Genomic DNA, 13,151 nt, shown 5'->3' with positions numbered 1-13,151 from the left:
ACATCATACATTGTGAAGCGGCAGTCCGAACAGCCTTGCCGCGTTGGAACTGCTGGTATGAGCCACTTCTGTGAGGGTTTGCCCACGCAAATCAGCGACCCGGGCTGCCACCGCCGCCACAAAAGCCGGTTCGTTGCGCTTGCCGCGGCGGGGCACCGGCGCCAAGAAGGGGCAATCAGTTTCCACTAGGTAGCGATCGGCAGGCACCTGGCGGGCGCAGGCATGGGTGGCTTCAGCCTTGGGAAAAGTCACCGTGCCGCTAAAGCTGATGAAGAAACCGAGCTCTAAGAAACCAGCCATCTCTCCAGGATCTCCGCCCCAGCAATGCATCACCCCACGAGGGCAGCCACCTAAGGAGGCCCGTTGCCTCAGCAAGGTCAACATCGGCTCGGCAGCGTCGCGGCAATGGACGATCACAGGCAGGTCTAGCTCCACTGCCAAATCAAGCTGGGGCTCGAGCATGGCCAGCTGGGCAGCCAGATTCTGCTCACGGAACAGATCGAGGCCGAGTTCTCCGATCGCCACAACCCTGCTATCAGCCTGGGCGGCTTGACGCAAAGTCTCTGGCGTGTCGGGCTGCCAATGCTCGGTATCGAGCGGATGGACCCCTACGGAGTAGCGCAACTCTTCAAAACGATCTGCCAAGGCGCGAATCGCTGGAATTTCCCCAGGCTCAACGCAGGCATGCACCAGGGAACGAACTCCAGCATCGCGCCAGCGCTGGGCCACTTCCTCCAGATCGTCGTCGAAATTGCGAAAAACGATGTGGCAGTGGCTGTCAACCAAAACGGGCAAACCCGATTCAGTCGCTGCTGGCGAGGCAATCACGGACGGGACCTGGTTCAGGCTTGGGCGGCTGCGGCCGGCGCGGTCACCTTCTTCACAGCAGCACTGATGCGCGACTTCTGGTGGGCTCCAGTGTTGCGGTGCAGCACACCCACCTTCACAGCCTTATCAATCTTGCTGAAAGCAGCGTTCATGGTGGTTTGAACAGCTGTCTTTGCGTCTTCACCAGGGGTCTGAGAGTAGGCGCTGCAAGCGGTGAAGCAGCGCTTCATCAAGGTGCGCAGGGCCGACTTGTAGGTGCGGTTGCGAAGACGGTTGCGCTCGGCAACCTCAATGCGCTTCTTCGATGAGGTGTTATTGGCCACAGGCGGACGGACGCTGGATCAGAGAAAGTAGATCCTACCGCCAGACCCTCCTAAGAACCCTCACCGCCCGCAAGAGCTGTGCCGGCCTAACTTGACAATCTCGTAACCCTGAGCCGTTCCGTGGTCGCAACGCCTGTTGCCCTATCGATCAGCTGCCTGCGCGATGACGGTTCAAACGCCGCCGCTGATCGACTGGCAACCATCGCCGAACGCACCAGTGGCGGGCGCCTGCGCGAGGAGATGGTTCGGGTCGAGGAGATCCTCTCCAGGGTGCAAGCGGAAGGCGATGCCGCCCTGATGGAGCTCACCGAACGCTTTGATGGCGTGCGCCCCGATCCCCTGCGGATTCCGCCACAGCGGCTGGCTGACGCCTGGCAAGCCACACCGGCGTCCCTAAAGGACGCCCTGCGCCTGGCGCACCAGCGAATCCTCTCTTTCCACCAGCATCAACTGCCGGCCGACCTGGCCGTCACCGGTCCCCATGGCGAACTGTTGGGCCGGCGCTGGCGGCCGGTGCAGCGGGCTGGCCTTTACGTGCCTGGGGGACGGGCTTCGTACCCCAGCACCGTGCTGATGAATGCGGTGCCGGCGCGGGTAGCCGGGGTGCAGCGGCTCGTAATGGTGACGCCCCCAGGCCCCGGCGGCGAACCCCATGAAACCGTGCTGGCGGCCGCCCACCTGGCCGGGGTCGAGGAGGTGTATCGGGTTGGGGGCGCCCAGGCGATCGGCGCCCTTGCCTTCGGTACCGCCACCATTCCCCGGGTCGACGTGATCAGCGGCCCTGGCAACCTCTACGTAACCCTGGCCAAAAAAGCGGTCTACGGCCGCGTGGCAATCGATTCGCTGGCAGGCCCCAGTGAGGTGCTGGTGATCGCCGACCACAGCGCCAGGGCAGACCAAGTAGCCGCCGACCTGCTGGCCCAGGCCGAGCACGACCCCCTGGCCGCCGCCATCCTGCTGACCACCAGCCCGGAGCTGGCCGCCGCCATGCCAGCAGCCCTGGCGGCCCAACTTGAAAACCACCCCAGGGCTGAAATCACCCGCACCGCCCTCAAAGACTGGGGGCTGATCGTGCTCTGCGACAGCCTTGGCCGCGCCGCCCAACTCAGCGACTGCTTCGCCCCCGAACATCTGGAGCTGCTGGTGGAAGACCCCGAAATCCTGGCCGAACAGATCCAGCACGCCGGCGCCATCTTTATGGGTCCATACACCCCCGAGGCCGTCGGCGACTACCTAGCGGGCCCCAACCACACCCTGCCCACCGCGGGCACGGCCCGCTTCGCCGGGGCCCTGAGCGTGGAGACCTTTATGCGCCACACCAGCCTGATCCGCTTTAACCGGGAGGCCCTGGAGGCCACCGGGTCCGCGGTGATCACCCTGGCCGAAAGCGAGGGGCTCCACAGTCACGCCGAGTCCGTCAAGCGCAGGCTGAACTGAGATGGGGGAGTTTGCCTCGCCATGGTGACGTTTCACTCCACCCGGCTGGAACGCACCACCACGGCCAACATCAGCTGCGACGACATCAGCGCCGACCTGCAAGCCTTCGTGGATGCCACCGGGATCAGCAATGGTCTGCTGGTGGCCGCCGGCCAGCACACCACCACCGCCCTGGTAGTGAACGAGGCCGAGGAACGGTTGCTCGGCGACATCGAGCGCCATTTCCTGGCTCTGACGCCCCCCGACCGGGCTTACGCCCACAACGACCTGCACCTGCGGCCGGGCATTCCCGCCGATGAGCCGCGCAACGCCCATGCCCACCTGATCGCCCTGAAGCTGGGCAACCACCTCACCCTGCCGGTCGTGGACGGCCGCTTGGGCCTGGGCCGCTACCAGGCCGTGCTGCTGGTGGAATTGGATGGCCCCCGTCAGCGCCAGGTGCTGCTGCAGCTGTGCGGAGACGGGAGCGGGGTTGGGGGCTGAGCCTCAGCGCTTGACCAGATCACGCACCCGGGGCTCGCCGTCCACGATCTCGCCCACCAGCACCTGGTCGGTGATGTTCACGAATAGGCCGTTCTCCAAAACGCCCGGCAAGTTGTTGATCGCAGCCTCTAGTTCCGCCGGATCGCTGATGCCTGCGGCGAATTTCACATCCAACACGAGATTGCCCTGGTCGGTGACCACCGGGCCCGCCTTTTTTACGGCCATGCGCAACTGGGCATCGCCACCCATCTCTGCTAGCTGGGCCTGCACCTGACGCCAGGCACCAGGAAGAACCTCTACGGGCAACAGAAAGCTGAGATTCAAGGTGTCGACGAGCTTGGTGGAATCCACCACCACCACAAAGCGCTCGGCCCGCACTGCTACCAACTTCTCCTGAACGTGGCAGGCACCACCGCCCTTGATCAATTGAAAAGCGGGATCCACCTCATCTGCGCCATCAATTGCAAGATCGATTCGCTCAATTGCATTAAGGCTCCTGAGCGGAATGCCGAGCTCAGCTGCCAGCACCTCGCCTTGGAAGGAGGTGGTGACACCCACCACATCGCTGAGTTCACCGCTTTTGAGCTTGGCGCCGAGGGCCTGAATCATTAGGGCTGCTGTAGAGCCGGAACCCAGGCCGACCACCATGCCGCTCTGAATCTGCTCAGTGGCCGCAGCAGCCACTGCCTGCTTCATCCGGTCCTGCAGATCCGACATTCAATATTCCTGAATCGGTCGCGACCGTAGCAGTGCTCAACCGGAGTGGGGCAAGGCCGCCGGCTTGATCATCAGGCTGAGTTCGCGTTGACCCCGAACCACCGTGAGCGCCAGGGGCTCGCCAACGCTGCTGCGCTCAACACGCTCCAGCAGGCTCGCCGGATCGGGCACGGGCTGGTCTGCCACAGCCACCACCAGGTCACCACGGCGCAGGCCAGCCGTTTCCGCCGGACTAGCGGGCAGCACCCGTTGCACTAAGGCACCATCCCGCTCTGGCAGCTGCAGCAGAGCCTCGGGATCACGATTGTTGTCCCGAGCGCGGCGGGCAGTGAGCGGCACGAGCTGCAAGCCCAGATAGGGGTGGATCACGTGGGCGCCGCTGCTGAGCTGGCTGGCCACACCTCGGGCCAAGTTGATAGGGATCGCAAATCCCAACCCTGCGCCTGGTCCAGAGCGCACCAGGGTATTGATACCGATCACCTCGCCACTGGCGTTGATAAGCGGACCACCTGAATTGCCTGGATTGATTGCCGCATCGGTTTGGATCAGATCGAGACGCTTATCGGAGAAGCCCAGGCTGTTGATGTTGCGGTGCAGGCTCGAAACGATGCCCAGGGTCACGGTGCGCTCAAGCCCATAGGGGCTGCCCATGGCTATGGCCCAATCGCCCACCTCCAGGGCCTCGGAGTCGCCCAGGCGGGCGGAGCGCAAATCCCGCGGACCGGAGATTTTGACCACGGCCAGATCGGTAACCGAATCGGCGCCCACCACCGCACCGTCCACATGGCGCCCATCGGCCAAGGTGACCTCAACGCTGTCGACCTGATCGACCACGTGGGCGTTAGTGAGCACCAGGCCCTTGGCAGCATCGATTACGACGCCAGACCCCTGCCCCCGCTCTCGCATGCTGCCGGAGGGATCGCCAAATAGATCGCGCAGCAAAGGATCGAGCAGGGCGGGATCAAATGCTTGGCGAGCCACCTCGCGCTCGGTGTCGATCCGCACCACCGCTGGCGCCACTGCCCGAGCTGCCTCGGCCACAAAGCTGTGGGGAATGGCCTGGGCAATGGGGTCGACCGCAGGGTCCAGAGCTAGGGCAGCAGCGCTGAAAGATCCAAGTCCCAGGACTAAGCCGAGGCCGACCGTCCAAACCAGCCTGACTAGGGACAAGCTCGCCCCCAACACCCACTTCATCGACGTTTTTTGACGCATGGCTATGAGGCTAGGGAGCCCATCAAGGCGGCAGGGAATGGGGATAGGGGCAGGCAGGCGGTTGCAACGGCCTAAATTGAATCGAGATCGCACAGCGGCAATGGCAGTAATTCCCCCAGGCACGCGTCAGCGATGCAGCCTTTGCCAGGTGGAAATCCAGGGCATGGTTGGCGGCAACGACTTAGTCCACTTCAGCCAGGGAGGCCCCGGCACCCGGGCAAAGCTCTGGGCACGGGTATGCCAATACCTGCGAACCGGGGAGCAGCAGGCCCAGTGCCTAAATCAGGACGCCAGCCAAAGGGGCACCGTCCAACAAAGCGATTACTTCGCCGAAGCCCCGATCATCGAAATACCTCCGGCGGCGGCGCCTGGCCCCTGAGCCGTCCATCCCCTAGGGTGAATGCTTGCCCGGCGGGCATACCCTCCAGTCACGGTTTGGCGCCTCGCTGAGCATTCAGCGCTTCGCTAAGGGTTCAGTTTTTTACTGAACAGCTGTGGTTTGCAGGGCAGTTTTAGTACTGCACAAGCCGGCGGGCCGCCTGCCCCCAGCTTCCCCGCCCCATTGCCCCACCCTCTCCTGCCAGATCTGGAGCGCCTAGCCCAAGCGGCTGTGGTTGCTACTGGCTTTGAGCTCAAAGGAGTGCATGTCTTCACCCATCGCATCCCCATGACGGTGCAGGTGCTGGTGCAGCGAGCTGATGGCAGTGACATAAACCTGGATGAGTGCGCTTCCCTTAGTGCACCGCTGGCCGAGGCGATCGAGGCAGCCGAGCTGCTTGGTGATGCTTATGTGCTGGAGGTCAGCAGCCCTGGCGTCAGCGACGACCTGCGCGACGATCGGGATTTCCGCTCATTTCGCGGATTTCCCGTTGTCGTGCTCTGCCGTGACAACCAAGGGCTCGACGTGCGGCGCGAAGGGCTCCTCCTAGAGCGCGATGCGACGGATGTTCACATCAACATCCGCGGCCGCACTCAGCGCATCCCCCGAGACTCCGTGATCAGCGTCTGCCTGGTCACCCCATCCGAGTCCGACTGACCTTTCCCTGACCATTTCTCACCCCTGATCCATGGCCCTGGTTCTGCTCCCCGGTCTGAATAACCTGATCGAGGACATCAGCGACGAGAAGAAACTTGCGCCCGCCGTGGTGGAGGCTGCCCTGCGGGAAGCCCTGCTCAAGGGCTACGAGCGCTACCGCCGCACCCTCTACCTCGGGATCAGCGAAGACCCCTTCGAAGAGGACTACTTCTCCAACTTCGATGTGGGTTTGGACCTGGAGGAGGAGGGATACCGAGTTCTGGCCTCGAAGATAATTGTTGAGGAAGTTGAGAGCGAAGACCACCAGATCGCCCTTGCTGAAGTGCAGCAGGTTGCCGATGACGCCCAGATCGGCGACACGGTGGTGCTGGATGTCACCCCGGAGAAAGACGACTTCGGCCGCATGGCCGCCGCCACCACCAAGCAGGTGCTGGCTCAGAAGCTGCGTGACCAGCAGCGCCGCATGATCCAAGAGGAGTTCGCCGACCTGGAAGATCCCGTGCTCACCGCTCGGGTGATCCGCTTCGAGCGCCAAAGCGTGATCATGGCCGTGAGTTCTGGCCTGGGTCGCCCCGAGGTCGAGGCCGAGCTGCCCCGCCGCGACCAGCTGCCGAACGACAACTACAGGGCAAATGCCACCTTCAAGGTGTTCCTCAAGGAAGTGAGCGAGGTGGCGCGGCGCGGCCCCCAGCTATTCGTTAGTCGCTCCAACGCGGGCCTGGTGGTCTATTTGTTCGAAAATGAAGTTCCCGAGATCCAGGAGGGTTCGGTCCGAATCGTCGCCGTAGCAAGGGAAGCCAATCCCCCTTCCCGCTCAGTCGGCCCGCGCACCAAGGTGGCCGTCGACTCAGTGGAGCGCGAAGTTGATCCAGTGGGTGCCTGCATTGGCGCCCGCGGCTCCCGAATTCAGCAAGTGGTCAACGAGCTGCGTGGCGAGAAAATCGACGTGATTCGCTGGTCGCCCGACCCGGGCCAGTACATCGCCAACTCCCTCAGCCCGGCAAGGGTTGAGATGGTGCGCTTGGTCGACCCTGAAGGCCAGCACGCCCACGTGCTGGTTCCCTCCGATCAGCTCAGCCTCGCCATTGGCCGCGAAGGCCAGAACGTGCGTCTAGCCGCCCGCCTTACCGGCTGGAAGCTCGACATCAAAAACGCCGGCGAATACGACCAGGCCTCGGAAGATGCAGTGGTAGCTGAGCTGATTGCCCAGCGGCAAGAGGAGGAGGCTCTTCAGGCCGAAGCCGAAGCCCGCCTCGAAATCGAACAGGCCGCCCGGGCCGAGGAAGATGCCCGTCTGCGGGAGCTATATCCGCTGCCAGAAGACGAAGCCGATTACTACGAGGAAGAGGAGGTGGCCGAGGCCGAATACGAGCCCGCTCCAGAGGAGGCGCCCCAGGCAACCGAGGCAGATGCCCGGTGAGTCGCCGTGCCGTGCTTCGGCGCTGTGTTGCCTGCCGCGCGCTGCTGGATCGCCAGCAGCTTTGGCGGGTAATTCGGCTGGCCGAAGGGGGACTCGGGTTGGATCAGGGCATGGGCCGTTCGGCCTATCTCTGCCCTAACCAGGCGTGTCTAGAAGAGGCGAAACGACGTAAGCGTCTGCAGCGGGCCCTGCGCTGCCAGGTTGCAGATGCAATTGTCGAAACGCTGGAAAAGCGCCTGACCCCAGGCGCCGATCTCGCCTCTGAGGCAAGATGAACATTGGCCGCAGCGCGCGTGCGGCCTGGTGTGCCCCTCGGCCCCGCATGGCGGCCCTTGGGCCCCGACCCATGGAGACCTGAATGACCAGCAGCGGCAAAGTCAGAATTTATGAGCTGTCCCGGGACTTAGGCCTGGAGAACAAGGACGTGCTCGACGCCGCCGAGAAGCTGGGGGTTGCGGCAAAGAGCCATAGCAGCTCTATCAGCGACGACGAAGCGACACGGATTCGCTCCTTGATCGAGGGCGGCTCGAACGGCAGCAAGGCGGCGGCGCCGGCCTCTGCAGCTCCACCAAAAGCGATCCTCTCCGTCAAAAAGGCTGAGACCGCCCCTGTCCCATCGCCCGCCCCTCCCCAGCCAGCCACCAGCCCCCGGCCGGTCGCTCCGGCGGCAGCCAAGCCGGTCATGCCACCGGCCCGTCCTGCCGCAGCTCCTGCGGGTAAGCCAGCCCAGCCCAACAAGCCGCCCTTGGCAAGCCAGCCACCCCTGGCCTCCAAGCCACAGGTCGTTGCCAAGCCACAAGTGGTTGCCAAGCCCCAGCTGGTCTCTAAGCAGCCAGAGGCTGCCAAACAGCCTGAGCTTGTAAAACCATCAGAACTTGTAAAACAGCCAGCGGCTGCCAGCAAGCCCACTTTGGTGAGCAAGCCACCGGCACCGAGCAAGCCGCCAGCACCAGCCAGGCCCGCCGCTGCTGCGCCCAGCAAGCCTGTGGTGATTGCATCCAAACCAGCTCGCCCCGCCACCCCAGCCCCGTCCCGCCCGGCCCCTGCAGCCCCGGCACCAGCTGCGAGCCGCAAACCGGAATTGCCGATGCGGCCAGCGCCCGGCAAGCCCCAGCTGGTAGGTAGGCCCATCAGCACCCCTGCGGGCACCACCAGCAGCCGCCCGGCTCCGCCTGCAGGCAGGGCGCCCCTGAGTCAGCGTCCCGCCAGCCCCCAACGCGCTGGAGTGCCAGCTCCAACCCGTCCCGGCCAGCCTGGAGCTGGGGGCCGTCCTGGCCCAACCCCATTGGAGCTTGTCGGCAAGCCGATGCGCCGCGATAGCGCAGCCCCTGGAGCACCTACTGGCCTGGGAGCTCCAGGTCGCCCGGCTGCACCTGGCCGTCCGGGTATGCCAGCCGGCATGCGCAAGCCCATGGCTCCTGGCGAGCTGATGCAGCTCCAGAAGCCCTCCGGCCGCCCCACAGCTCCGCCGCCGCGGCGCCCCGGCGACCGCAGCGAAGCCCCAGCAGGTGCACCCAGCAGCCCAGGTGGCACCCCGGAACTGGTGCGACCTAGCGCAACCCCGCCAGCAGCCCCCAGAAGGCCTGGCTTCCGGGCGCCAACTCCCGCTGGTGCAGCCGGACGCCCCCGTCGCCCTGACTGGGACGACAGCGCCAAACTGGAGGCCCTGCGCAGCCGCACGCCGCAAAAGCAGCGCACCAAGGTTCACATCATCGGCGAAAACGATGATGCGCTCACGGCTGAAACCGGTGGCTACGCCGGTGAACAGGAGGCCTATGTGCTGCAGGCCAGCCTGGCCCGCCCGGCCAAGCCCCGCACCGCACCCGCCCCTGCCGCCAAGCCCATGGCGGCGATGCGCAAGCGCAAGAAGGAAACCACCCGCCAGCGGCAGCGCCGCCGGGCCATGGAACTGCGGGCAACCCGCGAGGCCAAGGCTGTTCGGCCCGAAATGCTGATCGTGCCGGAGGGCAACCTCTCCGTGCAGGAGCTGGCCGAAAAGCTCGGCGTGGAAAGCTCCGAGATCATCAAGAGCCTCTTCTTCAAGGGCGTCATCGCCACGGTGACCCAGAGCCTTGATCTCTCCACAATCGAAGCGGTGGCCGAGGAATTCGGCGTACCGGTACTCGAAGACGACGTCGAGGCAGCGGCCGCCAAGACGGTCGAAATGATCGAGGAAAGCGATCGCGCCCACCTGATCCGTCGCCCACCCGTGGTGACCGTGATGGGACACGTCGACCACGGCAAGACCAGCCTGCTGGACGCAATCCGCAAAACCAGGGTTGCAGCGGGCGAAGCCGGCGGCATCACCCAGCACATCGGCGCCTATCAAGTGGAGATCCCCCACGCAGGCGAACAACGCAAGATCACCTTCCTAGACACCCCGGGCCACGAGGCATTCACAGCCATGCGGGCCCGCGGTACCAAGGTCACAGACGTGGCTGTGCTGGTAGTGGCAGCCGATGATGGTGTTCGGCCCCAGACCCTGGAAGCCATAAGCCATGCCCGGGCCGCCAAGGTGCCGATTGTGGTGGCGATCAACAAGATCGACAAGGAAGGCGCCTCCCCCGACCGGGTCAAACAGGAGCTCTCCGGCCTCGAACTGGTGGCGGAAGACTGGGGTGGCGACACGGTGATGGTGCCTGTGAGCGCCCTCAAGGGTGAGAACGTCGACAAATTGCTGGAGATGATCCTGCTGGTCACCGAGGTGGAAGACCTCCAGGCCAACCCGGACCGCATGGCTCGGGGCACCGTGATCGAGGCTCACCTCGACAAGGCCAAGGGTCCTGTTGCCACCTTGCTGATTCAGAACGGCACCCTCAAAGCTGGTGACGTGCTGGCGGCTGGCCCGGTACTGGGCAAGGTGCGAGCCATGGTGGATGACACCGGCAAGCGGGTTAAGGAGGCAGGTCCTTCCTATGCCGTTGAAGCCCTCGGCTTCAGCGAAGTCCCAACCGCCGGCGACGAATTTGAGGTCTATCCAGATGAGAAGACCGCCCGCTCGGTGGTGGGCGACCGCGCCAACGAGGCACGGGCCACCCGTCTTGCCCAGCAAATGGCTTCACGCCGGGTTTCCCTGGCCTCGATGTCGGGCCAGGCCAGCGAGGGCGAGCTCAAGGAGCTCAACTTGATCCTCAAAGCAGACGTGCAGGGCTCCGTGGAAGCAATTCTCGGCTCCCTGGAGCAGCTCCCTCAGGGCGAGGTGCAGGTGCGGGTGCTGCTCTCCGCACCGGGCGAGATCACCGAAACCGACGTCGATCTAGCAGCCGCCTCCGGCGCCGTGATCGTTGGCTTCAACACCTCCATGGCCCCTGGCGCCAAACGCGCCTCCGATGCCACCGGCGTCGACGTGCGCGACTACGACGTCATCTACAAGCTGCTGGAAGACATCCAGATGGCTATGGAAGGCCTGCTGGAGCCGGAGTTGGTGGAGGAGTCCCTCGGCGAAGCTGAGGTGCGCGCCGTATTCACCATTGGCCGCAGTGCCGTGGCTGGTTGCTATGTGACCAGCGGCAAGCTGCAACGCAACTGCAAAGTGCGGGTATGGCGCGGCAAGGAGAAGGTGTTCGAGGGCGACCTCGACTCCCTGCGTCGCAACAAGGACGACGTCAAGGAAGTTGCTACCGGCTTCGAGTGCGGCATCGGCACCGACCGCTACACCGGCTGGCAGGAAGGGGATCGGGTGGAGGCGTTCAAACTGGCCACCCAGCGCCGAACCCTCACCATCTGACCTCCGTGAACCCCCGCAGCGAGCCCCTGCTCTGGCTCCAGCTGGTGGCCCTTGGGGCCGTGCCACTGGAGCTTCTGGGGTTGGTACTTGTGCTGGCGGGGGCTGATCCTGGCCCCCTGCCTGGGCTGGAGCGGATGCTGGCCTGGGCAATCGGCGCCCTAGGGCCAGCAATCCTGCTCTGGCAGCGCCCAGCCGACGTTTGCTCTTTGCTGGTAATTCAGGTACCAATCAAAGCCAGGAGCGGGGCCCAGCTCAGCTTGGCGGCACTGCAGAGCAGCCTGGTGCTCAAGCTCCTGATGGCAGCTGGCGCTGCAGCCCTGCTGCCCCTTTTTTGGTGGATAGACCAGCACGCCGCCCTGGCCACACCGCTCTCCCCACTGGCCGCTAGCCCTCGCTTCGTGGGTCTGCTAGTGACCTGCCCGCTGCTAGCGGTAATCACCTGGCAGTGGCAACAACTGATCCAGGCAAGCGCCCTGCTAGTCCGCAACCCCGCCACGCTCCCTGAGCGTCCACCCCTGAGCCTGCAGCAGCTCGTCAGCCAGCGAATGTCCCTAGGGCTGCCCCTGTTGCTGCTGAACCCGCTTCTGACCACCCAGCCGGCTGCCAGGCAGTCAGCACCAGCCAAACCGGTAATTGACGACTTGCCTGCTGCTCCAGCGGCAGAGGCTCTCGTCCAACCTGAAGAGTCTTCAGTCGCCGACACGGTTCCGATCCAACCAGATGAGACTGCCGAACAAACTGAGCGCACCGACCTGGATCAGTAGGTCGGTTGAGGCAACTTCAGCTCCGCTTGCCAATCGCATTGCCATCGTTGCTAACCCCACAGCACCAGAAGCTGCCAAGGCCACCCAGAGACCGCGCCGCAGACCACGCCAGGGGGTACGAGCTTCTTGGAGCAACCTCGCCTTAAGGGCGGGATCAATTGAATCTGGCTTGGATCCCATCACTTACCCGTCCCATCAAGGCCAACCCCTGAATGCTAATTTCATTGAGCTGCCGGTGTAGCTCAGGGGTAGAGCAACTGATTCGTAATCAGTAGGTCGTCGGTTCAAATCCGATCACCGGCTTAAGAAATAAAATTAATAGTGACAGCCTGAGCACAGCTCATTATCGTCAGCGGGTTTCGACCTGCACTTGTTCAACAGCCTGGGCCAACTGCAGCAAACGGTGCTCGGGCGAACCCACCAGCTCAATTAACAACGGCGGGCTCTTTTTCGGCAAAATATCAAAGCGATCATCTCGATAAATCTCCTTAAAAATAGCGTCTACCTCGTCGCGGTAGGAATGATCGACCGGACGAATACCGTCATCCTCCATGGCCACCGGCCAATCATCAGACTGAGGCACGAAGGCCAAGATATCAAGACGATCTAAAGATTCCCTTGCCGCTGAGACCATTGACAGGACGAAGTCGTCATCAATATCAGTCGAACGCTGGTTTGCCGTGTACTGGGAATAGGCAATGTAATCAACTGGTGCCCTGTCAAAGATGACATGTTGGGCAGGCGTGGAATAGCGATTAAGACGGCTAATGCTGTAGTAAAGCTGAATCCCGTTATGCAATCGCGTGGAGGCATCGCGAAAAAGAATCTCATAGGGACCCCGCAAGCTAAGAACTCGATATGGCTCCTCCTCCCGTATGTATTCGCCATTAAGCGCAACCCAATCATTTACGACCGTGGACTTCCCGAGAGAATGGGATCCAGAAATAGCAATCCGCATGGCCGGCGCCAACTTGCGCCTTCAGGGTAGGGGCTGCTCTGATGGTTTTCCTATTTGCGGTTGATATTCATCCTGCCCACCAAGCCCCACCACCCAGGCAACAAAAAAGCTCCCTTATGCAAGGGAGCTTTTGGGATTCCGTATTACCCAGCCGTAGCTGGGCTGTTGACTATCAACCGATTGCAGGTGCGGTCAGTGCCACGGGGGTGGCAGTAGCTGCTGCAAGGTCAAGCGGGAAGTTGTGAG

14 protein-coding genes and 1 tRNA gene are annotated in these 13,151 nt (G+C 63.4%); 9 read left to right on the top strand and 6 right to left on the bottom strand.

The window, feature by feature from the left end; all coding sequences use genetic code 11:
- Nucleotides 1-3 precede the first annotated feature (3 nt).
- Nucleotides 4-825 carry a TatD family hydrolase gene (locus KBY83_RS07185; protein ID WP_255018992.1) on the bottom strand — a complete coding sequence of 274 codons (822 nt, stop codon included), beginning with the start codon at nt 823-825 and terminating at the stop codon, nt 4-6.
- 17 nt (nt 826-842) lie between these two features.
- Complete coding sequence (gene rpsT, locus KBY83_RS07180; RefSeq protein ID WP_106502365.1) at nt 843-1,151, bottom strand: 30S ribosomal protein S20; 309 nt, start codon at nt 1,149-1,151, stop codon at nt 843-845.
- 120 nt (nt 1,152-1,271) lie between these two features.
- On the opposite strand from rpsT, the gene hisD reads away from it, so the two are divergent.
- Entirely contained in the window at nt 1,272-2,588 is a 1,317-nt protein-coding gene (hisD, locus tag KBY83_RS07175) for a histidinol dehydrogenase (protein WP_396093605.1), read from the top strand.
- A 21-nt stretch (nt 2,589-2,609) separates the two neighbouring features.
- Entirely contained in the window at nt 2,610-3,071 is a 462-nt protein-coding gene (locus KBY83_RS07170; protein ID WP_255018941.1) for a secondary thiamine-phosphate synthase enzyme YjbQ, read from the top strand.
- A 3-nt stretch (nt 3,072-3,074) separates the two neighbouring features.
- On the opposite strand, the gene rpiA is transcribed toward KBY83_RS07170, so the two are convergent.
- On the bottom strand, nt 3,075-3,788 hold the full coding sequence (gene rpiA / locus KBY83_RS07165; protein ID WP_255018940.1) for a ribose-5-phosphate isomerase RpiA: 714 nt from the start codon (nt 3,786-3,788) through the stop codon (nt 3,075-3,077).
- A 36-nt stretch (nt 3,789-3,824) separates the two neighbouring features.
- Nucleotides 3,825-5,000, bottom strand: a complete 1,176-nt coding sequence (locus KBY83_RS07160; protein WP_255018939.1) for a trypsin-like peptidase domain-containing protein — start codon at nt 4,998-5,000, stop codon at nt 3,825-3,827.
- Between the two features lie 100 nt (nt 5,001-5,100).
- On the opposite strand from KBY83_RS07160, the gene KBY83_RS07155 reads away from it, so the two are divergent.
- From KBY83_RS07155 to KBY83_RS07130, 6 genes are all read left to right on the top strand, one after another.
- Nucleotides 5,101-5,379: a hypothetical protein gene (locus KBY83_RS07155; protein ID WP_255018938.1), complete on the top strand. Its 279-nt coding sequence runs from the start codon at nt 5,101-5,103 to the stop codon at nt 5,377-5,379.
- A gap of 183 nt (nt 5,380-5,562) precedes the next feature.
- Entirely contained in the window at nt 5,563-6,036 is a 474-nt protein-coding gene (gene rimP / locus KBY83_RS07150; RefSeq protein WP_254998201.1) for a ribosome maturation factor RimP, read from the top strand.
- A gap of 31 nt (nt 6,037-6,067) precedes the next feature.
- Entirely contained in the window at nt 6,068-7,456 is a 1,389-nt protein-coding gene (gene nusA / locus KBY83_RS07145) for a transcription termination factor NusA (protein WP_255018937.1), read from the top strand.
- Nucleotides 7,453-7,731 carry a YlxR family protein gene (locus KBY83_RS07140; RefSeq protein WP_106502372.1) on the top strand — a complete coding sequence of 93 codons (279 nt, stop codon included), beginning with the start codon at nt 7,453-7,455 and terminating at the stop codon, nt 7,729-7,731. The genes nusA and KBY83_RS07140 overlap by 4 nt, the downstream gene beginning before the upstream one ends.
- Before the next feature lie 83 nt (nt 7,732-7,814).
- Nucleotides 7,815-11,183, top strand: a complete 3,369-nt coding sequence (infB, locus tag KBY83_RS07135; protein ID WP_255018936.1) for a translation initiation factor IF-2 — start codon at nt 7,815-7,817, stop codon at nt 11,181-11,183.
- Between the two features lie 5 nt (nt 11,184-11,188).
- Nucleotides 11,189-11,947: a low-complexity tail membrane protein gene (locus KBY83_RS07130; RefSeq protein WP_255018934.1), complete on the top strand. Its 759-nt coding sequence runs from the start codon at nt 11,189-11,191 to the stop codon at nt 11,945-11,947.
- Here the strand turns inward: KBY83_RS07130 and KBY83_RS07125 are convergent.
- On the bottom strand, nt 11,873-12,127 hold the full coding sequence (locus tag KBY83_RS07125; RefSeq protein WP_254940936.1) for a DUF3493 domain-containing protein: 255 nt from the start codon (nt 12,125-12,127) through the stop codon (nt 11,873-11,875). The genes KBY83_RS07130 and KBY83_RS07125 overlap by 75 nt on opposite strands.
- 51 nt (nt 12,128-12,178) lie before the next feature.
- Between KBY83_RS07125 and KBY83_RS07120 the strand changes: the two genes are divergently transcribed.
- Nucleotides 12,179-12,250 (top strand) — tRNA-Thr (locus KBY83_RS07120).
- A 46-nt stretch (nt 12,251-12,296) separates the two neighbouring features.
- Here KBY83_RS07120 and KBY83_RS07115 read toward each other — a convergent pair.
- Complete coding sequence (locus KBY83_RS07115) at nt 12,297-12,905, bottom strand: AAA family ATPase (RefSeq protein ID WP_255018933.1); 609 nt, start codon at nt 12,903-12,905, stop codon at nt 12,297-12,299.
- Between the last annotated feature and the right edge of the window lie 246 nt (nt 12,906-13,151).

This window comes from Cyanobium sp. WKJ7-Wakatipu (genome assembly GCF_024345355.1).
In the GTDB taxonomy this organism is placed as follows: domain Bacteria; phylum Cyanobacteriota; class Cyanobacteriia; order PCC-6307; family Cyanobiaceae; genus Cyanobium_A; species Cyanobium_A usitatum.
The sequence above is the reverse complement of the archived record's forward strand: the minus strand, read 5'-3'. Positions and strand labels throughout refer to the sequence as shown.

Coding starts and splice junctions, on each gene's coding strand:
- KBY83_RS07170 (WP_255018941.1), top strand. CDS start 2,610: ATGGTGACGTTTCACTCCACCCGGCTGGAACGCACCACCACGGCCAAC.
- rpiA (WP_255018940.1), bottom strand. CDS start 3,788: ATGTCGGATCTGCAGGACCGGATGAAGCAGGCAGTGGCTGCTGCGGCC.
- KBY83_RS07160 (WP_255018939.1), bottom strand. CDS start 5,000: ATGCGTCAAAAAACGTCGATGAAGTGGGTGTTGGGGGCGAGCTTGTCC.
- KBY83_RS07155 (WP_255018938.1), top strand. CDS start 5,101: ATGGCAGTAATTCCCCCAGGCACGCGTCAGCGATGCAGCCTTTGCCAG.
- nusA (WP_255018937.1), top strand. CDS start 6,068: ATGGCCCTGGTTCTGCTCCCCGGTCTGAATAACCTGATCGAGGACATC.
- infB (WP_255018936.1), top strand. CDS start 7,815: ATGACCAGCAGCGGCAAAGTCAGAATTTATGAGCTGTCCCGGGACTTA.
- KBY83_RS07125 (WP_254940936.1), bottom strand. CDS start 12,127: ATGGGATCCAAGCCAGATTCAATTGATCCCGCCCTTAAGGCGAGGTTG.
- KBY83_RS07115 (WP_255018933.1), bottom strand. CDS start 12,905: ATGCGGATTGCTATTTCTGGATCCCATTCTCTCGGGAAGTCCACGGTC.